Source organism: Actinosynnema pretiosum, assembly GCF_024171695.1.
Taxonomy (GTDB): Bacteria; Actinomycetota; Actinomycetes; order Mycobacteriales; family Pseudonocardiaceae; genus Actinosynnema; species Actinosynnema pretiosum.
The window spans coordinates 495,877-521,938 of record NZ_JAMTCF010000002.1 but is presented as its reverse complement, the minus strand read 5'-3'; the positions used below and the strand labels follow the sequence as shown (position 1 = coordinate 521,938).

Below are 26,062 nucleotides of genomic sequence, written 5' to 3'. Positions count from 1 at the left end.
GTGAGAGCCATTGCATCCCGCCTCGCGCGCGCGTTGTGCGACGATGTTCCGGCGATGGCCGCGACTCCGTATTCCTCTCGTTCGAGCACCGCAAGCGTCGAGCCGGTGCGCTCTTCGGCGACCCCTGGTCTCGAGCCGCGCGGCATCCCCGTCCGGACGATCCTGCTGGGCGTCGCGGGGGTCATGCTCGTCGCGCTCGGCGGCAGCGGCGCGGGCGCGGTCGTCAAGCGCGACCCCCTGCTGGCCGCGACCTCCCTGAGCTGGATCCGCTACGGCCACGGCCAGGACCTGGCCACCGCCGTGCTGTACGTCGGGCTCGCGCTGGTGGTGTGGGCGTGGGTCCGGCTGGGCCGGATGGTGCTGCGCGGGCACGTGGGCAGCCGCGCGGTGCTCGCGGCGGTGGGCGCCTGGACGCTGCCGCTGCTGTTCGCGCCGCCGCTGTTCAGCAAGGACATCTACAGCTACCTGGCGCAGGGCCAGCTCGCGCTCAACGGGCTCGACCCGTACGAGGTCGGCCCGGCGGTGCTCCAGAGCCCGCTGTCGGACAACGTGAGCTGGGTCTGGCAGAACACGCCCGCCCCGTACGGCCCGCTGTTCGTGCTGCTGTCCGAGGGCGTGGTGTGGCTGACGGCGGGCAGCGTCATCGGCGGCGTGGTGCTGCTGCGGCTGGTGCTGGTCGCGGGGCTCGGGCTGGTGTGCTGGTCGCTGCCGGGCCTGGCCAGGCACCTTGGCGGGCGACCGCCCGTGGCGCTGTGGTTCGCGGCGGCCAACCCGCTGGTGCTGGTGCACCTGATCGGCGGCGCGCACAACGACATGCTGATGGTCGGCCTGATGGCCGCAGGGGTGCTGCTGGTGCTCGACGGCAAGCACGTCGGCGGGATCGTGCTGGTGACGCTGGGCGTGGCGGTCAAGGCCACGGCGGCGGTCGCGCTGCCGTTCCTGGTGCTGGTCTGGGCGGCTCGGATGCCGGGTCCCCGGCGGGCCGCGATCGGCCGGGCCATCGGGCGCGGCGTGGCGGTGTTCGCCGTGGTGTTCACCGCGACGAGCCTGATCGCCGGGCGGGACCTCGGCTGGCTGCCCGCGCTGAGCACGTCCTCGATGATCGTGAACTGGCTGTCGCTGCCCAGCGCGGTCGGCGACTTCGCGCACACCCTGGTGTCGGTCTTCGTGCACCTGGACCAGGGCGTGTTCCTGACCGTGGCGCGCGCCATCGGCTCGGCGCTGCTGGTGTTCATCGCCTGGCGGCAGTGGCGGGCGGCCGAGGACGGCGGCCCGAACGCGGTGTTCCGCGCGGCGGTGACCATGCTGGCGGTGGCGCTGCTCTCCCCCGCCACGCTGCCCTGGTACTTCGCCTGGCCGCTGGTGCTGGGCGCGGGCCTGGCCTGGACGGTCACCGGGCTGACGACCGTGGCGTTCTTCTCCACCTGGCTGCTGCTCGTGACGTTCCCGAACGGCGACACCGCGCTCTACTCGTGGGGCTACCTGCTGGTGGCGGTGCTGCTGTCGGCGCTCGCGGCGGTCTCGCTGACCAAGGACGACCCGCTCCGGCTCTCGGGCAAGCCCTAGCTTGGCCCACCGCGCGCCGGAACCGACCCCGGAGAGCGGGCCGGGCGGCTCCCCAGGGGGAACCGCCCGGAAGGCGTTCGGACGCGCTGCGGACGTGCTCGGCGCGCCCAGGTCTGCTTCGTGGTGTTCCGGTTCGTGGTGTTCCGGGCTCCTGCCGCGCGGCGCGGCCGGTCCCCGCGCGTCAGAAGGCCATGGCCTGCGCCCTGCGCTTGACCTCGCGGCCCCGGTCGCCGCGCAGCGCCTCGATGGGGCTGCCGGGCAGGGTGTCGTCCTCGGTGAACAGCCAGCGCAGCATCTCCTCGGTGGAGAAGCCGGAGTCGCGCAGCACCGTGATGGTGCCGGGGAGCCCCTTCACCACGCTTCCGGCGGCGATGAAGTCGGCGGGGACGACCAGGACGCCGTCGCGCCGCTCAGCGAGGAGCTGACCGTCGCGCAGCAACTGGTGAACACGGTTGACCGGCTGGCCGAGCCGCTCAGCGGCCTCGGCCATGCCGAGGACCTCGATCTCGGGAGCCAGCACATCAGCAGCGGCAGGAATCGCACTCACGAACGCCACGATGCCACAGCGCGGGGAGCAACGCCCTGCGCCAACCGGGTAATGGGTGTCAAAAGCCCGCCACCCACCGGAAACCCGCTGTTCGCCGGGCCGTTCACCGCCCGAACGCCCCTCGCCTTGACGGCAATCCCACAGCGGAGCCGCCATGATCGGGTGCGCGGGCGCGACTCACGGGTTCGGCCGGTATCTCCTCCACCGTACGATCCACCCCTGTGGAAAGGTCGTCGACTCACGTGACCGGCGGGCTGCTGGAACACCGCTACCAGATCGGCTCCCTCGTCGCCAGGGGAGGGATGTCCGCCGTCTACCGGGGCGTGGACACCCGCCTGGACCGGCCGGTGGCCATCAAGGTGATGGACTCGCGCTTCTCGGCGGACCCGTCCTTCGTCGCCCGCTTCGAGGGCGAGGCGCGCACCGCCGCGCGGCTGCACCACCCCGGCGTGGTGGCCGTGCACGACCAGGGCGTCGACGAGGACCGGGTGTTCCTCGTGATGGAGCTGGTCGAGGGCGGGACGCTGCGCGACCTGCTGGTGGAGCGCGGCAGGCTGGACCCCGCGCTCGCGCTGTCCGTGCTGGAGCGGGTGCTCGGGGCGCTGGCCGCCGCGCACCGGGCCGACCTGGTGCACCGCGACGTGAAGCCGGAGAACGTGCTGATCGGCGCGGACGGCGTCGTCAAGGTCGCCGACTTCGGGTTGGCGCGGGCGATGTCCGGGTCCGGGATCACCAGCGACAGCGTCATCATGGGCACCGTCGCCTACCTCTCGCCCGAGCAGGTCGCCACCGGCGCGGCCGACGCGCGCAGCGACGTGTACCAGGCGGGCATCGTGCTGTACGAGATGCTCACCGGCGCGCCGCCGTACGTCGGGGACAGCGCGATCTCGGTGGCGTACCGGCACGTCAACGACGTGGTGCCGCCGGTCGAGGGGGTGCCCGCCGAGGTGGCGGAGCTGGTGCGCAGGGCGACCCGCAAGGAGCCGTTCCTGCGGCCCGCGGACGCCGCCGCGTTCCTGGCCGAGGTGGAGGCCGCGCGGACGAAGCTGGGCCTGGCGGCGGTTCAGGTGCCGCTGCCGACCACGCGCACGCCGCTGGCCGCGCCCGCGCCGTTCCCCGGCGCGCCGCAGCCTCCGTCGACCTCGCAGCACGTGCCGCTCCCCCCGGCGACCTCGCAGCGCGTCCCGCTGCCGCCGTCCACCTCGCAGCAGGTGCCGCTGGCCCCAGGGGTGTCCCAGCAGGTGCCGCTGACCCCGTCGACCTCGCAGCAGGTCCCGGTGTCGGCCTCGCAGCGCGTCCCGCTGCCGCCCACGACCTCGCAGCCGGTGCCCACCGGCGGGGTCGCCGCAGCGGGCATGGGCGCGGCGGGTCTGGGCGCGGCGGGCCTCGGCACGCCGGCGCCCGGCTTCCCGGTCACCACGCCGCCCGGCGGCACCCCCGCGCCCGCCACCCCGGCGCCCGGCTTCCCGGTCGGCACGCCCCCCGGCGGCGTCCCCGTCGGCGCGGACGGCTTCCCCACGAGCACCCCTCCCGGAGGTGTCCCGGCGGCGGGCACACCTGCGGGCGGCGTCCCCGTGAGCGCGGGCGCGCACGCCAAGCCCGACGCGGACGACGAGGCGACCGTGGTCGGCGGCGCCGAGGAGACCCTGCAGATCCCGCCGGTGACCGGGACGCCCGCGAGCGGCTTCGCCGAGCCGACGCTGCCGGTGGCCCGCCCCAAGCCGGGTGGCCCGACCGGTCCGCAGGGCACGATGGCGCTGGCCAGGCCGGGCGTCATGCCGTCCGCGCCGCCCGCCCCCGCGCCCAAGCCGCGCAAGCCCAAGGGGCCGAAGAAGACGCCCGAGCAGGTCCTGGAGGAGGAGCGCCAGCGCAGCAAGCGGCAGTTCATCACCTGGACCTCGGTGGCCGTGGTCGCCGCGATCCTGGCGGGCGTCATCGGCTGGTGGATGGCGGCGGGCCGCTACGCGGACGTGCCCGAGCTGGTCGGCAAGCAGGAGTCCGAGCTGTCGGCGCTGCTGGGCGACGCGTCGCTGAAGTTCGTCACCTCCATGGAGGCCAACGACACCGTGCCCAAGGGCGAGGTGCTGCGCACCGACCCGGCGGCGGGCACCGAGCTGATGCGCGGCGACCTGGTGCGGGTCACGGTCTCGCTGGGCAGGCCGGTGGTGCCGCAGCTCAAGTCGAACCTGGACGTCGCGGTCGCGCAGCAGGAGCTCAAGCTGGTCGGCCTCGAAGGCGAGGTCAACGAGGCCGAGAACGCCTACAGCGCCACCGTCCCGGTGGGCAAGGTCGTCACGCTCAAGCCCGAGCCGGGCACCCAGGTGCCGATCGGCACGAAGATCACCATCGTGCTGAGCAAGGGCCCCGAGCCCAAGCCGGTGCCGGACGTGCGGGGCAAGAGCAAGGCGGACGCGTTCGCCGAGCTGACCGCCGCGGGCTTCGAGCCGGTCGAGGGCAAGGCCGAGTTCGTGCAGGGCGTCGAGGACGGCAAGGTCATCCGGACCACGCCGGAGGCGGGCGCGAACCTGCCGGAGGGCGACAAGAAGGTCACCGTCGTGGTGTCCGGCGGCGCGGTCACCGTGCCCGAGGTCAAGGGCAAGCGGGTCAAGGACGCGCGCAAGGACCTGGAGAAGCTCGGCCTCGAGGTCGAGGTCCAGTTCAACGGCAGCGACCGGGCTCGGGTGTTCAACCAGAGCCCCGACGCGGGCACGAAGGTCGAGAAGGGCAGCCGGGTCACCCTGGTCGGGATCTGATCCGCACGCACGAGAAGGGCCCCGGCAGCCGCGCGCTGCCGGGGCCCTTCTCGTTCCGGGCTCGTGCCCCGCTCGTTCCGGGCTCGTTCCGGGACCTGCCGCCCCGAACGGCGAACGCCCCGCCCCCGGCGGACCGGGAGCGGGGCGTTCAGCGGGACGTCGGGGCCGTCAGGAGCGGAGCATCTCCGCGACCAGGAAGGCCAGCTCCAGCGACTGCTGGGTGTTCAGGCGCGGGTCGCACGCGGTCTCGTAGCGGCCGGCCAGGTCGGTGTCCGAGATCTCCTGGGCGCCGCCCAGGCACTCGGTGACGTCCTCGCCGGTCAGCTCGATGTGGATGCCGCCGGGGTGCGTGCCGAGCCTGCGGTGCACCTCGAAGAAGCCCTGCACCTCGTCCACGATCCGGTCGAAGTGCCGGGTCTTGTAGCCGGTGGACGACTCGTGCGTGTTGCCGTGCATCGGGTCGCACTGCCAGATCACCTGGTGGCCGGAGGCGGTGACCTTCTCGACGATCGCGGGCAGCACGTCGCGCACCTTGCCGTTGCCCATGCGGCTGATCAGGGTCAGCCTGCCGGGCTGGTTGTGCGGGTCGAGGCGCTCGACGTACTCCACGGCCATCTCGGGCGTGGTGGACGGGCCGATCTTCAGGCCGATCGGGTTGGCCAGCAGCTCGGCGAACGCGATGTGCGCGCCGTCCAGCTGCCGGGTCCGGTCGCCGATCCACAGGAAGTGCGAGGACAGGTCGTACAGCTTCGGCTGGCCGCTGGTGGTGTCCAGGCGCAGCAGGGCCCGCTCGTAGTCGAGCAGCAGGGCCTCGTGCGAGGCGAAGATCTCCGTGCTGTGCAGCGAGGAGTCGTTCACGCCGCACGCCGACATGAAGCGCAGGCCCCGGTCGATCTCGGCGGCCAGCGCCTCGTACCGCTCGCCCGCGGGCGAGGTGCGCACGAAGTCCTTGTTCCAGTCGTGCAGCCGGTGCAGGTCGGCCATGCCCGCGGTGGTCATGGCGCGCAGCAGGTTCATCGCCGCGCCCGCGTTGGCGTAGGCGCGGATCATGCGGCCGGGGTCGGCGACGCGGGCCTCGGGGGTGGGCACCAGCGAGTTGATGATGTCGCCCCGGTACGACGGCAGGCCGAGCGCGTCCGTGCCGGAGGAGCGCGGCTTGGCGTACTGGCCCGCGATCCGGCCGATCTTCACGACGGGGAGGCTGGCGCCGTAGGTGAGGACCACGGCCATCTGGAGCAGGGTGCGCACGTTCGCGCGGATGTGCGGCTCGGTGTTGTCCGCGAACGTCTCCGCGCAGTCGCCGCCCTGCAGCATGAAGGCCTCGCCGCGCGCGACGGAGGCCAGGTGCTCGCGGAGCCGGTCGATCTCGGCGGGCACGGTGATGGGGGGCACGCTCTCCAGCACGGCGCGAACCCGGCGCGCGAGGTCGGCGTCCGGCCACTCGGGCTGCTGGGCGGCCGGCCTGCCGAGCGCGTCGTCCAGCCGAGCGCGGAGCTCGGGCGGGAGCGGCGGGAGCTCGGGAAGCGTGTCAACGGGCACGTCCACGGTCCAGTTCACGTGTTAAAGAGTAGGCCTTCCTAGTCCCTGGGATGGCCGTGGGTGGCCTGTGCGCGATGCCGGGTGTGGAGACCCCCCGAACGAATGAAAACGCGGCGCTGACCGACGAGCTCGCGGCGCGCCTGCTGGCGATGGCCGTGGCGAACGTGCGGGGGGACTGACCGGTGCACTGGTCGCGGGGACGCGCCGAGCCCCTGGAACGGGTGATCCCCGGCCCGCGAGGCGCGGACCGGGGATCGCCGAACGGCTCGGGGGGAGCCGCGAGAACTCAGCCGAAGAAGACCTCGGCCTCCTGGTACCGCTCCAGCGGCACGGTCTTCAGCTCGGCGGTCGCCTCGCTGAGCTTCACGCGCACGATGTCGGTGCCCTTCAGGGCGACCATGACGCCGAAGTCGCCGTCGGCGACCGCGTCCACCGCGTGCAGGCCGAACCGGGTGGCGAGCACGCGGTCGTAGGCGGTCGGGATGCCGCCGCGCTGGACGTGGCCCAGCACGACCGCGCGGGACTCCTTGCCGGTGCGCTGCGCGATCTCCTCCGCCAGCCAGGTGCCGACGCCGCCGAGGCGGACATGCCCGAAGGCGTCCTTCTCGCCGGAGTGCAGCACCTCGGCGCCGCCCTGCGGGATGGCGCCCTCGGCGACCACGATGATCGGCGCGTACTGCTTCTCGAAGCGGCGCTCGACCCACGTGACGACCTGGTCCACGTCGAACTCGCGCTCGGGCACGAGGATGACGTTGGCGCCGCCCGCGAGGCCGGAGTGCAGCGCGATCCAGCCCGCGTGGCGGCCCATGACCTCCACGACGAGCGCGCGGTGGTGCGACTCGGCGGTGGTGCGCAGCCGGTCGATCGCCTCGGTGGCGATGTGCACGGCGGTGTCGAAGCCGAACGTGTAGTCGGTCGCGCCGAGGTCGTTGTCGATGGTCTTCGGGACGCCGACGACGCCGATGCCGTCGTCGGTGAGCCGCTTCGCCACGCCGAGGGTGTCCTCGCCGCCGATGGCGATCAGCGCGTCGACCCCGTGCTCCTTGAGGGTCTTGCGGATGGCCTCGACGCCGCCCTCGACCTTGTAGGGGTTGGTCCGCGAGGAGCCGAGGATGGTGCCGCCGCGGGTGAGGATGTCCTCGACGTCGGCGAGACCGATCGGCTTGGTGAGCCCCTCGATCGGCCCCTGCCACCCGTTGCGGAAGCCGAGGACGTCCCAGCCGTGGGTCTCCACGCCCTTGCGGACAACACCGCGGATCACCGCGTTGAGGCCGGGGCAGTCTCCACCGCCGGTGAGCACACCGATGCGCATCTGCTCGTCACCCATCTCTTCATCGTCGTGTCGTGGGTCACCCAAGCGTGACACGCGCTGGATCGGTGCAGCGAAGAGGGGGGTGCCTCAGCGGGCGGTGTGCCCGCGCCGCTGCCAGTGCTCCTCGATGACCTTCCACTTCACGAGGTTGTGGCGGGCGTCGGCGAGCGCGTCGTGGGCGTCCTTGGGCGGCGCGGGGAGGGCGGGCTTGCCCACGTCCTCCCACCGCTGGCGCAGGTCGCGGGTGAACCTGGGGAGGCTGCGCGGCAGCGCGGGCATGGCGCCCCACAGCTGGGCGAGGGCCACGTGGTCGTAGGCGGCGAACCACGCCCACAGCTCGACGTGGTCCCGGTTCGCCTTGGCCCCGCCGAGGAATTCCAGCAGCTCAGCGCGCAGGCGGGTGCGGCTCATGTAGGCCTTGCTGGAGGGCGGCGGGAGCTGGTTGAGGACGTTCTCCCGCACCCACGGCCCGGCCTTCTCGGGGTCGAACTCGGTCGAGATGGCGTAGAACTCGCGGCCTTCCTCGTCGACGACGCCGATGGAGACGAGGTCGATCGTGACCCCGTCCTCGATGAACTCACAGTCGTAGAAGAACCGCATCGGAACACCCTAGGGGGCCGGTGCGGGCGCACCGGACGCCGGGGCCGCGCGGTGGCCGCGCAGGACGCCCCAGCGCGCTCGTGGCGGGCTCGGGGGCGGGTTCCGGGGCTCGGCGGTCGGTGACCGGAAAAATGAGCTGTACGCCACACGTGGGAGCCCGCCGCCCCCGAACGGGGGGCAAAACATGAAAAGTATTCGAGAAAAACCCGGCCGGGCCCCCAGCGCCCGGCCGCGCCGTCCTCAGCTCGCCTTGCTGTCCGGGAGCCTGCCCGCAGCGGGCGGCGTGCCGGGCTTGCCGCCCGCCGCGTCGGCCTCCTTGGCCTTGGCCGCGTAGACGTCCACGTACTCCTGGCCGGACAGCTCCATCAGCGCGTACATGATCTCGTCGGTGATCGACCGCAGCACGAACCGGTCGCCGGACAGGCCCGCGTACCGGGAGAAGTCCAGCGGCTTGCCGATCTTGATCTTGATCGGGTACGGCCGCCACACCTTCGACCCGATCGGGTTGGCCTTGTCCGTGCCGATCATCGCCACCGGGATCACCGGGGCGCCGGACTCCAGCGCGATCCAGGCGACGCCGACCTTGCCCTTGTACAGCCGCCCGTCGGGCGAGCGGGTGCCCTCGGGGTAGATGCCGAGCACCTTGCCGTCGCGGACGATCCGCACGCCGGTGTCCAGCGCGCCCTGCGCGGCCGAGGCGCTGGAGCGGTCGATCGGGACCTGGCCCATGCCCCGGAAGAACCACCGCTTCAGCGTGCCCTTGACGCCCTTGCCGGTGAAGTACTCCAGCTTGGCGGGGAACGTGACCCGCCGGGAGAGCTTCAGCGGGAGGAAGAACGAGTCGGACACCGCGAGGTGGTTGCTGGCGAGGATCACCCCGCCCTCGGCGGGCACGTGCTCGGCGCCCTCGACGATCCGCGGGCGGAAGAAGACTTGGAGCAGCGGCCCGACCAAGACGTTTTTGATCAACCAGTAGAGCACTGTTGGAAGCGCCTCCTCGACAGCCGTTACCCCCTGCCAGCGTACGGAGCAAGGGCCTCAGGGCACAACGAAGCCCGTCGGGGGTCGGTTTCGCGCAAGTCCCTCCGGTCGCCGTAATCCGCAACACCGCGAGTCCGTGCGACGATGGACCGGATACCGCAGGGGGACGCGCCGCCGCGCCCCCGACCGCGATCCGGAGGGCTGGGGGCAGTGGTGATGAACTCCCGACGCGACTCGAACGGCCCTGAGGACGTGGACGCGGCGTTCGCCGAGATCGTCGCGGGTCTGGAGCGCGACGGCGTCGGGTCGCGCTGGCCCGACGAGGCCGAGGCCAAGAGCGAGAAGGCCGAGAAGTCGGCTGAGAGCAGGGCCGAGGCCGAACCGGTGCCGCTGCGCCCCGAGGGGCAGCCGTCGGTGGTCGCCGAGGAGGACCCGGAGGACCACTACGTCCCGCCGGAACCGCCGCCGCTGCCGACGTTGCGCAAGGGGACGATCGCGGCGCTGGTGCTGATCGCGGTGGGTGTGGTGCTGCTCGTGGTGCCGGGGCTGTTCGGGCTGACCACGCAGTACGGGGCGCCGCTGGCGCTGGTTGTGCTGTGCTCGGGCGTGGCGCTGCTGATCATGCGCATCCGCAACGGGCCGCCGCCGGACTCCGGGTGGGACGACGGGGCCCAGCTCTGAGGCCGACCGCCCGGTCCTTCTGGTGACGGGTCGATTCGGCGTGCCGGAGGCTCGTCGGCCGGATGTCGCTTCGCCGTCCTCTCGGTAGTGCGGTCAGCGCTCGCGCGGTGGGCTGGGCGCGCCGACCAGCACCCGCACGGTGAACCCGTCCCGCCCCCAGGTGAGGGCGACGTCGCGGCAGGTGCGGTGGGTGAGCCACAGGCCGAGGCCCGCCGTGGAGCTGCCCTCCGTGGGGACCAGGCCGACCAGCCGGTTCGGCGGCCCCTGCCCCCGGTCGGTGACCACGACGAGGACCCGCGCCCGGTCCGCCCAGACCCGCAGGCGCACCGGGGCGCGGCCGTGGCTGAGCCCGTTGGTGACCGCCTCGCTGGCCGCGTAGACCACGTCGTCGTGCTCGTCGTCGGTGAGCGCGGTCCCCGAGGTGGCCCGCTCGACCGCCCGGCGCGCGTCGGCCGGGGCGGGGTCGAGCACGTCGACCAGCGGGGGGCCCGCTTCGAGCGGGTGCGGCGGGTCCCCGGCCACGACCGCGCCGGGCGCGTGACCGGGGTTGGGCACCCGCTCGCCGTCCGGGCGGAGCAGGCCGGGGTGCGCGCGCAGGACGTCGGCCACCACCCGGTCCGGGGTGGCGGGCAGGTCGTAGGGGCAGAGGACGCGCACGGGGGCGTCGGCGAACACCTCGGTCACCGCGAGCTCGAACCTGGCCCACCAGTCCCAGCTCGCCCCGGTGCGGGGGGAGGGCGCGCCCCCGACCACCCGGACGGCGGGGGCGCCGCCCCCGAGGAGGTCGTCCACCTTGCGGCGCAGCACGAGGAGGGCTTCGGCGGGGCGCTCGTCCGGGGGGAGGTCGAGCAGGCCGGGGACGGGGGCGAGGCGGGAGCGCAGCAGCTCGGCGCGCTCCGGGGCGCAGGCCAGGAGGACCGGCTCGCCGAGGGCGAGGCCTTCGGCGGCGAAGGAACCGGCGGAGGCGAGCAGGTCGGAGTCGGAGGAGCACAGGACGGTGTCGTGGCTCGCGCCGGGGGTGGCGCGGGAGGCGGGTCCGGTCCTGGCTCCGCGTGCGGGAACGACCGGGTGGCGGGGTCGCCCACCACGCTCGGGGGCGACCGCCGCCCCTCGAACGGGGTTGTCGGCACCGGAGTCGCGCACGGGGTGGATCGTACGTGGATCAGCGGGGGCCGCGCCGCGCCGGAATGATCCGCGGGCCGAACGACCACGATCCCGGCGACGCGGTCATGAGAGCGCTCCCACCGGCCGTGGGGACCACCGGGCTGACCCCGCCGATGGACGCCGCGTCGGCCGGAGGGCCGCCGCAGGGCGACATCGCGCCCACCGGCGGGCGACCCGCTGCCCGCTGCCGAGACCCGCTGCCGCCACCGGCTGCCGCTGTCGACGCCCGCCCAGGTCAGCCGCCACCGGGCCCGCCAGCCGGGTCCGGTCGAGCCCGTCCCCCACCGGAGAACGGTGCCGCGCGTGCCGATCCGAACGGCGCGCCGCCCCAAGCGGCGCGCTGATCCGAGGGGTATGCCGCCCCCGAGCGGCGCGCTGACCCGAGCGGTACGCCGCCCCCGAGAGGCCCGCCGACCCGAGCGGCGCGCTGATCCAAGCGGTATACCAATCCGAGCGGTACGCCGACCACGAGAGGCCCGCCGCCCCGACCGCCCGTCAGCCCACCCGCCCGCCGGGCGCCTGCGCCGCGCCCACCGCCAGGTCACGCGCCAGGGTCGCGACCCCGACCAGCCCCGCGTCGTCGCCCAGCTGCGCCGTCCTGATCCTGGCCAGCGGGCGGTGGCCCGCGCCGGTCACGGCGGACGCGTAGTGCTCGCGGGCGTCGTCCAGGAACAGGGTCGCCGACTCGGACACCCCGCCGCCGACCACGATCACCTCCGGGTCGTACACGTCCGCGACGAGCGCCAGCCCCTCCCCCAGCCACCGGGCCAGGTCCTCGACCGCGCGCTGCGCCAGCGGGTCGCCGTCGCGGGCCGCGCCCGCCACCCGCCTGCCGGTGATCGCCCGCGCGTCGCCGCGCGCCTCCCGCGCCAGCACCGTCGACACGCCGGGGTGCTTCGCGAGCAGCTCCACGGCCGTCGAGCTCAGCGCGGTGCCGCTGCAGTACCGCTCCCAGCACCCGCTCTTGCCGCACGGGCACGGCCTGCCGTCCGGGACCAGCCGCAGGTGCCCCAGCTCCGGCGCCACGCCGTGGGCGCCCCGGAACACCTCGCCGTCGATCAGCAGCGCCCCGCCGATGCCGGTGCCCACGGCGACCAGCACCGCGACGCCCGCGCCGCGCGCCGCGCCGAACCGGTGCTCGGCCAGCGCCGCCGCGTTCGCGTCGTGCTCCAGCACCACCGGCATCCCGACCCGCTCGGAGATCCGCTCGGCCACCGGCGCGTGCCGCCACGCCAGGTGCGGCGCGAACATCACCGTGCGCCGGTCCGAGGCCACGAACCCGGCGACCGCGAGCCCGACCGCCGCGACCTCGTGCCGCTCGGCCAGCTCGTGCACCGCCCCGCCGATGGCCTCCTCCAGCGCCCGCTCGTCACCGGGCGTGGCCGCGCGCGTGGTGTCGAGCACCGCGCCGTCCGCGTCCACCACCCCGGCCCGCACGCTGGTCCCGCCGACGTCGATCCCGATCGTCAGCACGGCTTGCGCACCACGGGGATGCGCTGCACGCGCGGTCGCGCGACAGCGGGCTCCTCGGGACCGGCGGCGTCGGGCTCCGCGCCGAACGGACCCGCCGCGCCGCCGCCGGCGCCGCCCCGCGCCGCCTTCGCGTCCGCCTCGGCCAGCGCCGTCCGCAGCACCGCGATCAGCCCGGCCACGTGCTCCGCCGCCCTGGACGCCAGCTGCGACCGGTCGCCGCGCGCCAGCGCCACCGCGTTGCACAGCGGGCACCACCCGCACGCCGCCGGGTCGTGCCCGTCCTCGGCCGCCGCGACGCGGTGCAGCCACGGCTCCGCCCGCTCGGCCGCCGCGTCCAGCAGCAGCCGCAACTCCTCGACCAGCTTGGCATCGGCCACGCCGCTCACCGCATCCACAGGTCGGGGTCGGGGCGGAACCGCACCGCCAACCCACCGTCGTCCAGTTCCGCGCCGGTCACCACGCACCGCTTGAGCAGCGGCGGCAGCGGCACCAGCTTGCGCCTGCCGTCCAGGGTCACGGCCAGCTCGTCGCCGACCCGCGCCAGGTCCAGGTCGGACTCGCCGACCGCCAGCGCCAGTCGCAGCACGTACTCGTCCCCGTCCCGCTCCACCGAGGTCAGCGCCCCGGACCCGCCGGGCTCCCCGACCGGGTCGTCGTCCCCGTACAGCCCGCGCGCCACCTCCAGCAGCGCCTCGACGCCCACCGGCTCGGCCGCCCGGTGCTCGACCGCGCGCACCCCGCCGAGGTCGGCCAGGTCCGCGAGCACCGCGTCCTGCTCGGCGCGCCGCGTCCGCAGCCAGGAGGCCGCGGCGCCGCTCTCGTCGGCCGCGACGGCGGGCACGAGCCGGTTCGCCACCAGCCCGGACACCCGCACGCCCTGCAGCGCGAGCGCCGCCACCGTGCGCCGCGTCTCGGCCGCGACCACCCGCTCCGGGGTGAGCACGAGCCGCACGGCCGTGTCGTCCGAGGTCAGCATCCCCCGCAGCGCGTCGAGCCGCTCGGCCAACCGGGACAGCGCGTCGGCGGTGGCGTCCCAGCGGTCGACCGCGCCGCTGCCCGCGGCCCCGGCCAGCAGGCCGCGCACGACCCTGCGGTGGGTGGGGAACAGCCGTTCCAGGTAGCCGGCGAACGCCTCGGGCAGCGCGAGCAGCCGCAGCGTCTCGGCGGTGGGCCCGCAGTCGACGACCACGACCTCCCACGGCCCGTTCGCGGCCAGCCTGCGCACCTCGCCGAGCGCGAGCAGCTCCTCCACGCCGGGCAGCGCGGTCAGCTCCTCGGCGTCCAGCTCGTCCACCCCGGCCCCGGCCAGGACGGTGCGCAGGTGCCCGCGCAGCTCGGTCCAGGCGTCGTCCACGAGGGCGCGCGGGTCGACCTGGGCGGCGTGCAGCCCGGTCAGCCCGTCCGGGTCCACCTCGGTCGGCGCGGCGCCCAGGCGCACGCCGAAGGCGTCACCGAGCGAGTGGGCCGGGTCGGTGGACACGACGAGCGCCTTGCGCCCGCTCTCGGCGAGCCGGGCGGCGGTCGCGGCGGCGAGGGTGGTCTTGCCGACCCCGCCCTTGCCGGTGAAGAGCAGCAGTCCGGCGCTCATCCAGCGCTTTCCACGCGGCGCTTGAGCTCCTTGAGCGCGGTGTCCATGATGACCTTCTCGGCCTTGCGGCGGAACAGGCCGATCATCGGCACGACGAGCTGCACCGAGAGCGTGTAGGTGACCTGGACGCCCGCGCCGGTCGGGGTCAGCTCGTAGCTGCCCTCCTGCGCCTTCTGCATGTTGCCCTTGAGCAGGGTCCAGGACACGCCGGTGGGCCGCCAGGTGTAGCCGAGCACGTAGTCGTCCTTGATGGGCCCCTGGTCGATCGCGAACTCGACCTCGGTGGCCCGGCCCTCGTCGTCCCGCTTCAGCACCTCGGTCTGCTTCACCCCGTTCGCCCACTCCGGGTAGGAGTCGAAGTCGGCGATCACCGCCAGGATCTGCGCTGGGGCAGCGTCGATCACGATGGACTGGGTGGACTCGTCGGCCATGTCGCGCAGGCTACCCGGTGCGCCTGGTCACCAAGCCAGCACGTGCGGCGTTCCGGTCCGCCGGAAGTGGCCGACGTTGACGCACTCGGTCGGGCCGATGCGGGTGCGCCTGGTCATCGGCTGGTGGATGTGCCCGAACACCGACCAGCGGGGGCGCAGCCGGTGGATCGCGTCCAGCACGGCCGTCGAGCCCTGCTCGGCGCGCCGGGCCACCACGTCGTAGGTCAGCTCGGCCACGGCGGGCGGCACGTGCGTGCACAGCACGTCCACCTCGCCGAGCCCGGCCAGCACCCCGGTCAGCTCGGCGTCGGTGCGCAGGTAGGCCCGCCAGGCCGCGCCGGGCGTGCGGCGGACGTTCGGGGCGATCACCGCGCCGCCCGCGAACCCGAACCGCAGCCCGCCGATCTCGGCCGTCTCGCCGTCGAGCACGTGCACGCCGTCGCGGGCGAACTCCGGCCACAGCTCGGGGCTGTCCACGTTGCCCGGCGTGGCGTAGGTCGGCGCGGTCATGGCCCCGAACAGCCGGGTGTACTGCTCGTGCACCGCTTCCCTGACCACGGCCGCCGCGTCGTCGAGGCCCGCCCACAGGGTCCGCAGGAAGGCGCCCGCCTCCGGGCCCATGCGCCCGCGCCGCAGCCGGGCGAACTCGGCGACCTTCTCCGGCCCGAACACCCGGCCGAGGATGCCGCCGGAGTGGTCGTAGTAGTCGACGAAGTCGATCAGGTCGCCCAGGACGACCAGCGCGTCCGCCCCGTCACCCGCGCGGGCCAGCGCTTCGGAGTTGCCGTGGACGTCCGACACCACGTGTACGCGCACGGGGGGAGAATCTACGGCAGGACCGGGGCGACCCCCGGCTCCCGACCGGCCTCCAGTGCCAGCTTCAGGCCCAGCGACACGCTCTTGGCGTCGAGCTGGCGGCGGCGCAGCTCCTTGCGCACCCGCTTGGCCGGGGCGCCCTCGGGCAGGTCGGCCCGCAGGAAGTAGTGCAGGAGGGTCCCGTCCATGACCGGTTCGAGCCAGACCTCCATGGTCCCGACGAGCGCGCCGCCGACCGTCCAGCGCAGCCCCTGCGCCCCCCGGTCGAGGTAGACCGAGAGAATGAGATCGGGCCAGTGCCGCGCCCAGGACTCGGGCGCGGCGAAGGCCTCCGCCACGGTCTCGGGGGGAACAGCCAGGAAGGTCTCGTCCACGACGTCCACGCTCGGCACGGCCGCGAGCGTGCCACGAGATGGCCACGAACCAGCGCACCGGCCTGGTGTATCGCCGGAATCACAGGTTAAGTTCCGTGTCCGGTCGAACGAGTCGGACAAATCGAAGTCGAAAGTCACGGAGGCAACGTGCGCGAGTTCAGCGTTCCCGCTACCGCGTCGGTGGCGCCTGAGGACAACCTCACCGACATGGTGTGGGCGAACGCGGAGCGCTTCGGCAACGCGGTCAGCTTCCGCAGGCGCGTGGACGGCACGTGGGTCGACGTGACCTCGCGTGACTACGCCGCACAGGTGCTGGCGGTCGCCAAGGGCATGATCTCCGCCGGGATCGAGCCGGGCGACCGGGTCGGGCTGATGTCCAAGACCAGCTACGAGTGGACCCTGCTGGACCAGGCGATCTGGCACGCGGGCGGCGTGGTGGTGCCGATCTACGAGACCTCCTCCGCGGAGCAGGTCGAGTGGATCCTGTCGAACTCCGGCGCGAAGGCCGTGTTCGTCGAGACGGGCGCCCACCGCGCGCTGCTGGAGCCGATCGCGCCCGACCTGCCGGAGCTGCGGCACGTCTGGCAGCTGGAGTCCGGCTCGGGCTCGGCGGGCGGCGCGGTGGACGAGCTGACCGCGCTGGGGGCCGAGGTGTCCGACGAGGACGCCCACGCCCGGCGGCGGGTCGCGGGCGCGGACGACGTCGCGACGATCGTCTACACCTCGGGCACCACCGGCAAGCCCAAGGGCTGCGAGCTGACCCACCGCAACCTCCTCTCGGAGATCCGCGAGGCGGTCACGCTGATGCCGCACCTGCTGCAGGCGGGCAACACGCTGCTGGTGTTCCTGCCGCTCGCGCACATCCTGGCCCGCGTGCTGGCCCTGTGCGCCCTGTACACGCGGGTGACCGTCGGCCACACCCAGGACGTGCGCAAGCTCGTCGAGGACCTGGGCACGTTCCGCCCGACGTTCGTCGTCGCGGTGCCGCGCGTGTTCGAGAAGGTCTACAACGGGGCCAAGCAGAAGGCCGAGGCCGAGGGCAAGGGCAAGATCTTCGCGATCGCGGAGGCGACCGCCGTCGAGCACAGCCGCGCGCAGGCCGAGGGCAAGCCCGGCCTGCTGCTCAAGGTCAAGCACGCGGTGTTCGACAAGCTCGTGTACCGCAGGCTCAAGGCGGCGCTGGGCGGCCGGTGCATCGCGGCGGTGTCCGGCGGCGCGCCGCTGGGCGAGCGGCTGGCGCACTTCTTCCGGGGCATCGGCGTGCCGGTCATGGAGGGCTACGGCCTGACCGAGACCACGGCGGCGGCCTGCCTGAACACGGCGACGGCGACCAGGGTCGGCACGGTCGGCAAGCCGGTGGGCGGCACCTCGGTGCGCATCGCCGAGGACGGCGAGGTGCTGATCAAGGGCGACGTGGTGTTCCGGAGCTACTGGAACAACCCGAAGGCCACCGAGGAGTCGCTGGAGGACGGCTGGTTCCACACCGGCGACATCGGCGAGCTGGACGCCGACGGCTTCCTGAAGATCACCGGCCGGAAGAAGGAGATCATCGTCACCGCCGGTGGCAAGAACGTCTCCCCGGCCGTGCTGGAGGACCGGCTGCGGGCGCACCCGCTGATCAGCCAGTGCATGGTGATCGGCGACGCGCAGCCGTTCATCGGCGCGCTGATCACGATCGACCCGGAGTTCTTCCCGTCCTGGCTGGAGCGCAACAACCGGCCCGCGGGCACGAAGGTCGCGGACGTGGTGGAGGACGAGCAGCTGCTCAAGGACATCCAGGCGGCGGTGGACGACGCGAACCTGGCGGTGTCCAAGGCGGAGTCGATCAAGAAGTTCCGGGTGCTGCCGGTGGACTTCACCGAGGCGGGCGGCGAGATGACGCCGAGCATGAAGCTGCGCCGGTCGGTCGTGGCGAAGACCTACAAGGCCGACATCGAGGCGATCTACTCCCGCTGAGACCGGCCGGGGGCGGAACAGACGGTTGGCCCACACCGAGGTGTGGGCCAACCGACCCCCAGTGATCGCTTGACGCGAGAGTTCCCGTCCCGGCGCCGCTCGGCGGTGGGACGGGACCAGTCTCGCGGGTGGTTCTGTCGTATCGCTGTCGCGCGTCCCGCCGACCGCGCTGACCTAGGGTTTCCGCCGGGTCAGCCCGCGATGAGCGAGCCGAGGCGGGCGGCCATGTCGGACCAGCGCCACCGGTCGGAGACCCACTCGCGACCGGCCTGCCCCATCTTCGCGGCCAGTCCAGGATCGGCCAGCAGCGCCGCCGTGGACTCGGCCACCGCGTGCACCTCGCGGCCGTCCACCACGTGCCCGGTGACGCCGTCGCGCACCGTCTCCGGCGCACCGCCCGAGCGGCCCGCCACGACCGGCAGCCCGGTGGCGGAGGCCTCCAGGTAGACGATGCCGAGCCCCTCCACGTCCAGCCCGCGCCCGCGCGTGCGGCACGGCATCGCGAACACGTCGCCCGCGTTGTAGTGCGCGGGCAGCTCCGACCAGGGCACCGACCCGGTCAGCACCACGTCGCCCTCGACCCCGCTCTCGCGGGCCAGCCGCTCCAGCGCGCCCCGGTGCGGCCCGCCGCCGACCAGCAGCAGCGCGGCGTCCGGGACCCGGCGGCGGATCTCGGGCAGGGCCCTGATCAGCACGTCCTGCCCCTTGCGCGGCACCAGCCTCGACACGCAGACGACGACCGGCCGGTCGCCGAGGCGGTAGCGGGCGCGCAGCTCGGCGCGGGCGGCCGGGTCGGGCGCGAAGACGTCGGTGTCCACGCCGGGCGGCAGGTGCTCCAGCGCGGCGGCCGGGCCGAACGCGGCGGCGAAGCGGGAGCGGGTGTAGCGGCTGACGAACGTGACGACGTCCGAGGTGGACCCGATGCGGCGCAGCGCCTGGCGGGCGCCGGGGAGCATGGACCAGCCGACCTCGTGCCCGTGCGTGGAGGCGACGACCCGCCGGGCGCCCGCCTTCCGCAGCGCGGGGCCGAGCAGGGCGAGGGGGGCGGCGGCGCCGAACCAGACGGAGTCGCAGCGCTCGGCCCTGAGGACGTCGGCGGCGCGGCGCAGGACGTCGGGGGTGGGGAGCATGAGGCTCGTGGGGTGGCGGACGACCGGGAAGGGCTGGGCGGCGTCGAACTCGGGGTGCGAACCGGAGGGCGATTCCCAGGACGGGGCGTAGACGACCACGTCGGGCAGGCGGGTGACGAGCTCGTGCAGGTAGCCCTGGATGCCTCCGGGGCGCGGCGGGAAGTCGTTGGTCACCAGGAGGGTTCGCGGCACGGGCGCACGGTACCCCGAGGGAGGTGGGGGGTGCGGGGGGCGGCGGGCGAGGGGATGGGCGCGGGCGGGCAGGCGGGTGGGGCAGGACGCGGCACGGACGGCCGGGCAGGGCGGGGACAGGCGCGGTTGGGTCGAGCGGCAGGGCGAGCACGGGTGACGATCAGGGGGCGGGCGAGGACCGGGAGCCGGGGCGGTGCGGGGCTCGAAGGGCCTCCCGCTCGGCGGCGAGGGCCGGGAGCAGCCGCTTGCGCGGCGGCTCGGGGGCGGGTTTCCCTCGGCCAGGCTCGTGCCCGCGCCGCTGCGGTGGAGCGTGCCTGACCGGCGCCTGGTGCGGGCGATCCGGCGAGGCGGCTTGGCCGTGGTGTCGCGCAGGGCGCTGCTGCCCAGGGGTGCCGGGGTCAGAGGGTGCCGAGGCCAGGGGGTGCCGAGGCCAGGGAGTGGCGGGGCCAGGGAGTGGCGGGGCCAGGGAGTGGCGGGGTCAGGGACTACCAGACTCAGGGGGTGAACGTCGTGGTCAGGAACCCGCGCCAGGCGGCCAGCTGCTCGGCCAGCCCCGCGCCGGTGGTGGCGCGCAGGGCCGCGTCCACGTCGGACCCGGCGGCCGGGCCCAGCGCGGTCAGGCGGTCGTGCAGGGCGAGCAGGGCGGGTTCCCCGTGCGCCCTGGCCAGGTGCTCGGCGAACGACCACGCCTCCTGGTAGGCCAGGTCGATCCCCGCGCCCCGGAAGTCCGCGTCGGACGGCAGCGCGGACGGCGGGTCGCCCGCGCGCACGCGGGCCGCCAGCGCGGGCGCGACCTGGTCGGCGGGCAGACCGCTGCCCAGGTAGCCGACGTGGTCCGCGAAGCCCTCCAGCAGCCACATCGGCGCGCCGTCCACGACCGAGGCCCGCGTCGCCACGTGCGTGATCTCGTGCCGCAGGAGGACCCGGAACTGGACGTCCGGCAGCGGGGCCACGACCGCCGGGTTCAGCACCACCCGCTGGCCGGTGGGCGTCCGGCCGGGCACGACCGGGTCGGACACCGCCACGGCGGCCAGCCCCCCGCTCGCGAAGCCGTCGCCGACCAGCGCGCGCAGCTCCGCGTCACCGGAGGGGACCAGCACCGCCACCCGCCCGCCCCACCTCGGCCCCAGCACGTCGGTGACCGCGTCCACGGCGTCGTCCAGCTCCGCCAGCGCCCGCGCGGCCTGGGCCTCGCCTCCTGGGTGCGCCAGGACCAGCCCGCCGCGCGCGGCGCCGACGCGCACGGGCCCGAAGTCCCACGGGCCGCGCCACGTCGTGCGGCCCGGCGCGGTGTCCGAGGTCAGGAGCCAGCGGTCGTCCCGGCGGCTGAAGCGGTAGCCGAGCGGCTTCTCCCCCGCGCGCTCGTCCACACCGGACAGCCGGTGCGACAGCAGGACGGTCAGAGCGCGCTCGTCCCCACCGGACTCGTCACCCGCGGCGTCGGCCACCCGGTAGGACCACTCGGCCAGTGGCACCTCGGCCAGCGCGGCGAACAGCCCGCGCTGGGCGGCCAGGAACGCGGGATCGGCCTCGGGGTCCAGGTCGGCGGTGAACGCCGCCTCGTCCCGCTCCAGCACGGCCCGCGCCCTGCGGTCCAGGAGCGCCCGCACGGCCTCCTCGGCTGGCGCGTCCGCCCCGGCCGGCGCGGTCCCGTGCCGCAGGACGGCCACCAGCCCGGCCGACAGCACCAGCGCGGCCAGGACCGCCAGGACGGTCCGCGCGCGGCTCACCGGGCCGCTCCGGCGGCGGTCGAGGGCACCCGGACAGTGAACCCCACCCCCGGAACGCGCCTCGGCGGGGCCGCTCCGCTCCCGGAACGACCCCGCCGAGGGGGAACAGCTCGCAGGCCCGTCAGCCGATCCGGCGGATAGCGTAGATCGAGCCGGGGTTGTTGAACGGCACGACCTTCACCGGCACGCCGTCGGTGGACGCGTGCACCACCTGGCTGTTGCTCACCGCCATGCCCACGTGCATCCCGCCGTTGTAGACGACGATGTCGCCCGCCTGGGCCTCGGCGCGGGTCACCGCGCGGCCGACCCCGGCCTGCCCCTGGCTGGTGCGGGGGATCGACACGCCCGCGCTCGCGTACGCCTTCATGACCAGGCCGGAGCAGTCCCACACGTTCGGGCCCGTCGCGCCGTACTGGTACATGTCGCCGATCTGCGCCAGCGCGAACTGGAGCGCCGCGCCCGCAGCGCCCGCCGGGTAGTCCACGTTCGTGGGAACGCTGCCGGGGTTCTTGAGCGCGGCCTTCTCGGAGACGGTCAGCCGCTGGATCTGCGCCTGGACCTCGGTGCGCTGCTTGTCCAGGTCGTCCTTGCGCTTGCGCACGTCGTCGGCGATCTTCTTCGCCTCGTCCGTCGCGGTCTGCGCGCGCTTCTCGGCCTCGGAGGCGGTGTCGCGCGCCGTGTCGGCGGCCTGGACCGCGCCGGACAGCTCGTCCAGCGCCTCGCCGTTGTCCATGGCCAGCACGCCCAGGGCGGACATGCGGTTGAGGAAGTCCTGCTGCGAGTCGCTGACCAGCAGCGCGGACAGCTGGTTGAACCGCGCGCCCTCGAAGGAGGCCTCGGTGAGCCGGTCGACCCGGCTGCGGAACTTCTCCTCGTCGGCGCGGGCCGCGTCACCGGCCTTGGTCGCGGCCTCGACCTCGCCCTTGGCCTTGTCCAGCTCGGCCTGGTTGTTCTTCTCCTGCTCCTGAGCGCGGAGCAGCTCCTCGTTGAGCTTGGTGGCCTGCTCGCCCAGCTCGTTGTACTTCTTCAACGCGTCGGAGGCGGTGGCGGGCTGGGCCCCGGCCGAGACCGGCGTGATGCCCACAGCCGCCACGGCCACCGCCGTGGCGGCCATTACCCCACGCACACCGCGCTTGAGTCGTTGCGACGCCACTCTCGCCAGAGTCTCCTGTCGTGTGAACCGCCACCGGTCCCCGCTCAGCGCGGACGCGGCGCAGCCCCTGGCGGCACCAAAACGAGGTGGAGGGGCGTGCGCGACTCGGCTCCCCGACAGCGCCGATCCGGCGGTGACCCGCGTCGCCTGCCACGCCGGCCGACGATCCTCCGCGAGGTCCCGGCTAGGTTATGAGAGCGGGATGCCCGCGTCCACCGTTGTCCGGCGAGTAATCGCGACTGGATCGATGACGCATCGGCTCACCTGGTCGGGTGACGCGGGACACCCCGGACTAAGAGCTTGATCACACTCCGCGCGGTCACCCTGCGCAACCCCCGAACGGTCACCCTCCGCCGACGAACCCCGGTCACAGCCGGTCGCCACTCCCCCGAACGGGGGTCAGACGCGGCCGAGGCGGGCGAGCAGCACGGCGGACGGGACGGGGTGCGCGCCGCGCCTGCGCACCGAGTCGGCGACCGCCCGGTCGGAGGTCACCACGACCACCGGCCTGCCCTCGGGCTCGGCGGTCACCAGCGCCCGGATGACGTCGTCGGCCAGCACGCCGGGGTCGCTGAACAGCACCCGCACCCCGCGCGGCGCGGCGGCAGGCACGGCGACCACGCCCGCGCCGTCGAACACCAGGGTCACCTCGGCCCCGGTGCGCGCGGCCAGCACGGCGAGCTGGTGCACCAGCCGGTCCCGCTGGTCGGCGAGCGCCAGCTCCGGGTAGCCGGTCTTGGTGACGTTGTAGCCGTCGACGATCAGGTGCACGGCGGGCAGCGCCAGCAGCCGGTCCAGCGCGGCCGGGTCCTCGACCCGGTTGACCGAGCCCTGCCCCGCGCTCGCCCCGCGCACCATGTCCGCCGGGCGCGGCCCGGTGCCGCCGCCCAGCGCGAGCTCCCTGCGCAGCCCGCTGACCGCGCCGTCCAGGGTGTCCACGAGCAGCGCCAGCCGCACCTCGTCGGCCTGCCGCGCCTCCCGCGCCGACTGGCGGGCCACCTCGGCGTCGGCGACCGCGCGCCGCGCCCTGACCCGCTCGGCCTCGGCGCGCTCGCGCTCCCGGTCCCGCTCGGCGATCAGCTTGCCGACCTCGACGTCCACCTCGGCCCGCACCCGCAGCGCCTCCAGGGCGGCGGCCTCGGCCCGGTCCTTGGCCTCGCGCAGCTTGACGCCCTGCTCCCGCAGCCGCTTGCGCAACCGCTCCAGCTCGGCGTCCGCCTCGACCCGCACCCGGTCGGCCGCGCCACCGACCTCGACCCGCTCGGCCCGCAGCCGCTCCAGCTCGGACTCCAGCCGCTCCAGGCGCGCCACCGCGCTGTCCCGCTCGGCCCGCAGCCCGGCGTCGGTCGCGCGCCGCCCCACCAGCTCCACCAGGTGCTCCGCGCCGTCCTCGCCCAGCAGCAGCGCGGCGGCCCCGGCGGTGACCGGGTCGGGCGCGGTGTGCTCCAGCGCGGACGGCCGGTTGCGCCGCAACCAGTCGACGACGGCGGTGCGGAACCCGGCCGACGAGCGCAGCGCGCCGATCAGCGCGGGCGCGCCCAGCCTGGCCCGCTTGGCGGGCGCGAACCTGGCGACGGCGCGCAGCGACTGCGGCACGTCCACCTTGGGCAGCTCGCCCAGCGCGTGGGCGCTCAGCTCGGCGAGCCTGGCGCGCAGCGGGTCGGGCAGCGCGGTCCAGTCCACGGCGGACTCGGCGTCGCGCTCAGCGGCGGCCTCGGCCTCGGCGGCGGACTCCTCGTCGGGCTCTCCCGCGAGCACCCCGGCGGACTCCTCAGCAGGCTCCTCAGCGGACCGGTCGTCGGCCCCGGAGCCCGCGTCCGGCCGCGCGCCGGACTCCCCGGCCGCCTCCCGGCCCGGCTCCCCGACCGGCTCCACAGCGGACTCGACGAGCGGCTCCGGCTCACCGTCGCCCCGCTCGTCGTCCTCGTCCGCTGCCGTGATCGGGTCCCGCACCCGTACAGGCTACGGCGCGCCGACCCCCGTCACCGACCACCTCCACCACCGGATTGTCGGTGTCCGGGGTTACCGTGCCCGGAATGCCGACCACGCCGCCCGCGCAGCTGTCGTTCGACGAGCTGGGCACCCCGCTGCGGGAGACCACGTTCGTCGTCTTCGACCTGGAGACGACCGGTCCGCGCGCGGCCGAGGACGGCATCACCGAGATCGGCGCGGTGAAGGTGCGCGGCGGGCGGGTGATCGGCGAGTTCGGCACGCTCGTCGACCCGGAGCGCGGCATCCCGCCGCAGATCGTCGCGCTGACCGGCATCACCCAGAACATGGTCACCGGCGCGCCCGTGCTCGCCTCGGTGCTGCCCGCGTTCCTGGAGTTCGCCGAGGGCGCGGTGCTGGTGGCGCACAACTCCGGGTTCGACGTTGGCTTCATGAAGGCCGCGTGCGAGCGGCACGGCTACGCCTGGCCCAAGCCGCCGGTGGTGTGCACGGTCAAGCTGGCCAGGCGGGTGCTCAGCCGCGAGGAGGCGCCCAGCTGCAAGCTGTCCGCGCTGTCCGCCCTGTTCGGGGTGCCCGAGGCGCCGAACCACCGGGCGCTGGTCGACGCGCGCGCCACGGTGGAGGTGCTGCACCGGCTGCTGGAGCGGGTCGGGTCGGTGGGCGTGCACTCGCTGGAGGAGCTGCTGGCGTACCTGCCGGACGTGAGCCCGCAGCAGCGCCGCAAGCGCTCGCTGGCCGCCGACCTGCCGTCCGCGCCGGGCGTGTACCTGTTCCGGGGCCCGAGCGAGGAGGTGCTGTACGTCGGCACGGCCTCGGACCTGCGCAGGCGGGTGCGGCAGTACTTCACCGCGTCGGAGACCCGGCACCGGCTGCGCGAGATGGTGGCGCTCGCGGTGCGGGTGGACTGGGTGGAGTGCGCGCACCCGCTGGAGGCGCAGGTGCGGGAGCTGCGGCTGATCGCCGCGCACCGGCCCGCCTACAACCGCCGGTCGAAGAACACCGCGTCGTGGTGGCTGGCGCTGACCGACGAGGCGTTCCCGAGGCTGTCGGTGGTGCGCGCGGCCCGCGACGGCGCGCTGGGGCCGTTCCCCACCAGGCGGGCGGCGGACGCGGCGGCGGAGGCGCTGCTGGAGGCCGTGCCGCTGCGGGCGTGCGCCCAGCGCATCCCGGCGCGCGGGGCGTCCGGCACGCCGTGCGCGCTGCTGGAGATGGGGCGCTGCAAGGCCCCGTGCGCGGGGCTCCAGGAGGTCGACGACTACGCGGGCGCGGTGGAGCGGGCGCGGGCGCTGATCGCCGGGGAGTCCACCGAGGCGCTCGGCGGCGCGGCGGCGAAGCTGGGCGAGCTGGCGGTGGAGGAGCGGTTCGAGGAGGCGGCGCTGCGGCGGGACCGGCTGGCCGGGCTGGTGCGGGCGCTGGACCGGGGGCAGCGGCTGGCCGCGCTCGCCTCGGTCGAGGAGCTGGTGGCGGCGCGGCCGGACGGCGCGGGCGGCTGGTGGTTCGCGGTGGTGCGGCACGGGCGGCTGGCGAGCGCCGGGACCGCCCCGCGCGGGGTGCCGCCGATGCCGGTGGTGGACGCGCTGGTGGCCTCGGCGGAGACCGTGCTGCCGGGCGCGGGACCGCTGCTGGGCGGCAGCGCCGAGGAGGTCGGCGTGGTGCTGCGGTGGGTGGAGCAGCCGGGGACCCGGATGGTGAGCTGCTCCCGGCCGTGGGCGGTGCCCGCGTGGAGCGCGGGGAGCTGGCGGACCTGGGTGGGCGTGGCCGAGGCCGGGCGCGACCAGTACCGGTTCGAGGGGCACTAGCATTGCGGGCACACCCACGAGGACGAGGAGTGCCCCTGTGATCACCGCGATCGTGCTGATCCAAGTCTCAGCGGAGTCCATCACCGACGCGGCGCAGGCGATCGTCGACATCGACGGCGTGACCGAGGTGCACTCCTGCGCGGGTGACGCCGACCTGATCGCCATGGTCAAGGTGAGCGAGCACGAGGAGCTGGCCGCCCTGATCCCCGGCCGGATCAGCAAGGTGCCCGGCGTGCTGAACACCGACACGCACATCGCGTTCCGGTCGTACTCCAAGAAGGACACCGAAGCGGCGTTCGCGATTGGACTGGACTCCTGAGCTGAGAA

General features: G+C 74.6%; 22 protein-coding genes and 1 pseudogene. 7 read left to right on the top strand and 16 right to left on the bottom strand.

The window, feature by feature from the left end; genetic code table 11:
• Positions 1 to 105: 105 nt before the first annotated feature.
• Positions 106 to 1,566: a polyprenol phosphomannose-dependent alpha 1,6 mannosyltransferase MptB gene (gene mptB, locus LV78_RS05695; RefSeq protein WP_253843651.1), complete on the top strand. Its 1,461-nt coding sequence runs from the start codon at positions 106 to 108 to the stop codon at positions 1,564 to 1,566.
• A 181-nt stretch (positions 1,567 to 1,747) separates the two neighbouring features.
• Here mptB and LV78_RS05690 read toward each other — a convergent pair whose 3' ends face one another.
• Positions 1,748 to 2,113: an Rv2175c family DNA-binding protein gene (locus LV78_RS05690; protein WP_253843650.1), complete on the bottom strand. Its 366-nt coding sequence runs from the start codon at positions 2,111 to 2,113 to the stop codon at positions 1,748 to 1,750.
• Between the two features lie 221 nt (positions 2,114 to 2,334).
• On the opposite strand from LV78_RS05690, the pseudogene LV78_RS05685 reads away from it, so the two are divergent.
• Positions 2,335 to 3,405 (top strand): annotated as a pseudogene (locus LV78_RS05685) (protein kinase domain-containing protein); the annotation flags it as partial.
• 63 nt (positions 3,406 to 3,468) lie between these two features.
• A complete protein-coding gene (locus LV78_RS41490; protein ID WP_308208679.1) occupies positions 3,469 to 4,866 on the top strand; it encodes a Stk1 family PASTA domain-containing Ser/Thr kinase in 1,398 nt (465 codons plus the stop codon).
• A gap of 168 nt (positions 4,867 to 5,034) precedes the next feature.
• Here LV78_RS41490 and LV78_RS05675 read toward each other — a convergent pair whose 3' ends face one another.
• The 4 genes from LV78_RS05675 to LV78_RS05660 form a co-directional block, all read right to left on the bottom strand.
• Entirely contained in the window at positions 5,035 to 6,423 is a 1,389-nt protein-coding gene (locus LV78_RS05675; RefSeq protein WP_253843649.1) for a class II 3-deoxy-7-phosphoheptulonate synthase, read from the bottom strand.
• 268 nt (positions 6,424 to 6,691) lie between these two features.
• Entirely contained in the window at positions 6,692 to 7,717 is a 1,026-nt protein-coding gene (locus LV78_RS05670) for a 6-phosphofructokinase (protein ID WP_041837437.1), read from the bottom strand.
• An 87-nt stretch (positions 7,718 to 7,804) separates the two neighbouring features.
• Positions 7,805 to 8,317, bottom strand: a complete 513-nt coding sequence (locus LV78_RS05665) for a polyadenylate-specific 3'-exoribonuclease AS (RefSeq protein WP_253843648.1) — start codon at positions 8,315 to 8,317, stop codon at positions 7,805 to 7,807.
• Between the two features lie 240 nt (positions 8,318 to 8,557).
• On the bottom strand, positions 8,558 to 9,298 hold the full coding sequence (locus tag LV78_RS05660) for a lysophospholipid acyltransferase family protein (RefSeq protein WP_253843647.1): 741 nt from the start codon (positions 9,296 to 9,298) through the stop codon (positions 8,558 to 8,560).
• A 216-nt stretch (positions 9,299 to 9,514) separates the two neighbouring features.
• Here LV78_RS05660 and LV78_RS05655 point away from each other — a divergent pair, with 216 nt between their 5' ends.
• Positions 9,515 to 9,979 carry a hypothetical protein gene (locus LV78_RS05655; RefSeq protein ID WP_253843646.1) on the top strand — a complete coding sequence of 155 codons (465 nt, stop codon included), beginning with the start codon at positions 9,515 to 9,517 and terminating at the stop codon, positions 9,977 to 9,979.
• A gap of 93 nt (positions 9,980 to 10,072) precedes the next feature.
• On the opposite strand, the gene LV78_RS05650 is transcribed toward LV78_RS05655, so the two are convergent.
• The 7 genes from LV78_RS05650 to LV78_RS05620 all read right to left on the bottom strand — a co-directional run bounded on the left by LV78_RS05650 (position 10,073) and on the right by LV78_RS05620 (position 15,843).
• Positions 10,073 to 11,122, bottom strand: coding sequence for an MEDS domain-containing protein (locus LV78_RS05650; RefSeq protein WP_253843645.1), 1,050 nt, complete (start codon positions 11,120 to 11,122; stop codon positions 10,073 to 10,075).
• 516 nt (positions 11,123 to 11,638) lie between these two features.
• On the bottom strand, positions 11,639 to 12,601 hold the full coding sequence (locus tag LV78_RS05645) for an ROK family protein (RefSeq protein ID WP_372494810.1): 963 nt from the start codon (positions 12,599 to 12,601) through the stop codon (positions 11,639 to 11,641).
• Positions 12,602 to 12,609: 8 nt separating this feature from the next.
• Positions 12,610 to 12,993, bottom strand: a complete 384-nt coding sequence (locus LV78_RS05640; RefSeq protein WP_253843643.1) for a hypothetical protein — start codon at positions 12,991 to 12,993, stop codon at positions 12,610 to 12,612.
• Positions 12,994 to 12,998: 5 nt separating this feature from the next.
• Positions 12,999 to 14,204 (bottom strand): ArsA family ATPase, encoded by a 1,206-nt coding sequence (locus tag LV78_RS05635; RefSeq protein WP_253843642.1) that lies wholly within the window; start codon positions 14,202 to 14,204, stop codon positions 12,999 to 13,001.
• A complete protein-coding gene (locus LV78_RS05630) occupies positions 14,201 to 14,635 on the bottom strand; it encodes an SRPBCC family protein (RefSeq protein ID WP_253843641.1) in 435 nt (144 codons plus the stop codon). Before LV78_RS05630 ends, LV78_RS05635 begins: the two co-directional genes overlap by 4 nt.
• Before the next feature lie 27 nt (positions 14,636 to 14,662).
• Entirely contained in the window at positions 14,663 to 15,451 is a 789-nt protein-coding gene (locus LV78_RS05625) for a metallophosphoesterase family protein (RefSeq protein WP_253843640.1), read from the bottom strand.
• Between the two features lie 11 nt (positions 15,452 to 15,462).
• Entirely contained in the window at positions 15,463 to 15,843 is a 381-nt protein-coding gene (locus LV78_RS05620) for a polyketide cyclase / dehydrase and lipid transport (RefSeq protein ID WP_253843639.1), read from the bottom strand.
• A 129-nt stretch (positions 15,844 to 15,972) separates the two neighbouring features.
• On the opposite strand from LV78_RS05620, the gene LV78_RS05615 reads away from it, so the two are divergent.
• Positions 15,973 to 17,781 carry an AMP-dependent synthetase/ligase gene (locus LV78_RS05615; protein ID WP_253843638.1) on the top strand — a complete coding sequence of 603 codons (1,809 nt, stop codon included), beginning with the start codon at positions 15,973 to 15,975 and terminating at the stop codon, positions 17,779 to 17,781.
• A gap of 191 nt (positions 17,782 to 17,972) precedes the next feature.
• Here the strand turns inward: LV78_RS05615 and LV78_RS05610 are convergent, their stop codons facing one another.
• From LV78_RS05610 to LV78_RS05595, 4 genes are all read right to left on the bottom strand, one after another.
• Positions 17,973 to 19,103 (bottom strand): glycosyltransferase family 4 protein, encoded by a 1,131-nt coding sequence (locus tag LV78_RS05610; protein ID WP_253843637.1) that lies wholly within the window; start codon positions 19,101 to 19,103, stop codon positions 17,973 to 17,975.
• Positions 19,104 to 19,597: 494 nt separating this feature from the next.
• Complete coding sequence (locus tag LV78_RS05605) at positions 19,598 to 20,833, bottom strand: hypothetical protein (protein ID WP_253843636.1); 1,236 nt, start codon at positions 20,831 to 20,833, stop codon at positions 19,598 to 19,600.
• A gap of 121 nt (positions 20,834 to 20,954) precedes the next feature.
• Complete coding sequence (locus tag LV78_RS05600; RefSeq protein WP_253843635.1) at positions 20,955 to 21,947, bottom strand: C40 family peptidase; 993 nt, start codon at positions 21,945 to 21,947, stop codon at positions 20,955 to 20,957.
• A gap of 438 nt (positions 21,948 to 22,385) precedes the next feature.
• Positions 22,386 to 23,939 (bottom strand): NYN domain-containing protein, encoded by a 1,554-nt coding sequence (locus tag LV78_RS05595; protein ID WP_372494799.1) that lies wholly within the window; start codon positions 23,937 to 23,939, stop codon positions 22,386 to 22,388.
• Positions 23,940 to 24,022: 83 nt separating this feature from the next.
• Here LV78_RS05595 and LV78_RS05590 point away from each other — a divergent pair, with 83 nt between their 5' ends.
• Both LV78_RS05590 and LV78_RS05585 read left to right on the top strand, forming a co-directional pair.
• Complete coding sequence (locus LV78_RS05590) at positions 24,023 to 25,735, top strand: DEDD exonuclease domain-containing protein (RefSeq protein WP_253843634.1); 1,713 nt, start codon at positions 24,023 to 24,025, stop codon at positions 25,733 to 25,735.
• Between the two features lie 37 nt (positions 25,736 to 25,772).
• On the top strand, positions 25,773 to 26,054 hold the full coding sequence (locus LV78_RS05585; protein ID WP_015800219.1) for an Lrp/AsnC family transcriptional regulator: 282 nt from the start codon (positions 25,773 to 25,775) through the stop codon (positions 26,052 to 26,054).
• Positions 26,055 to 26,062: the final 8 nt, after the last annotated feature.

Bases quoted from the DNA above. Each gene is read 5' to 3' on its own strand.
- LV78_RS41490 (WP_308208679.1), top strand. From the start codon at position 3,469: ATGGGCGCGGCGGGTCTGGGCGCGGCGGGCCTCGGCACGCCGGCGCCC.
- LV78_RS05670 (WP_041837437.1), bottom strand. From the start codon at position 7,717: ATGCGCATCGGTGTGCTCACCGGCGGTGGAGACTGCCCCGGCCTCAAC.
- LV78_RS05665 (WP_253843648.1), bottom strand. From the start codon at position 8,317: ATGCGGTTCTTCTACGACTGTGAGTTCATCGAGGACGGGGTCACGATC.
- LV78_RS05655 (WP_253843646.1), top strand. From the start codon at position 9,515: ATGAACTCCCGACGCGACTCGAACGGCCCTGAGGACGTGGACGCGGCG.
- LV78_RS05635 (WP_253843642.1), bottom strand. From the start codon at position 14,204: ATGAGCGCCGGACTGCTGCTCTTCACCGGCAAGGGCGGGGTCGGCAAG.
- LV78_RS05630 (WP_253843641.1), bottom strand. From the start codon at position 14,635: ATGGCCGACGAGTCCACCCAGTCCATCGTGATCGACGCTGCCCCAGCG.
- LV78_RS05600 (WP_253843635.1), bottom strand. From the start codon at position 21,947: ATGGCCGCCACGGCGGTGGCCGTGGCGGCTGTGGGCATCACGCCGGTC.
- LV78_RS05590 (WP_253843634.1), top strand. From the start codon at position 24,023: ATGCCGACCACGCCGCCCGCGCAGCTGTCGTTCGACGAGCTGGGCACC.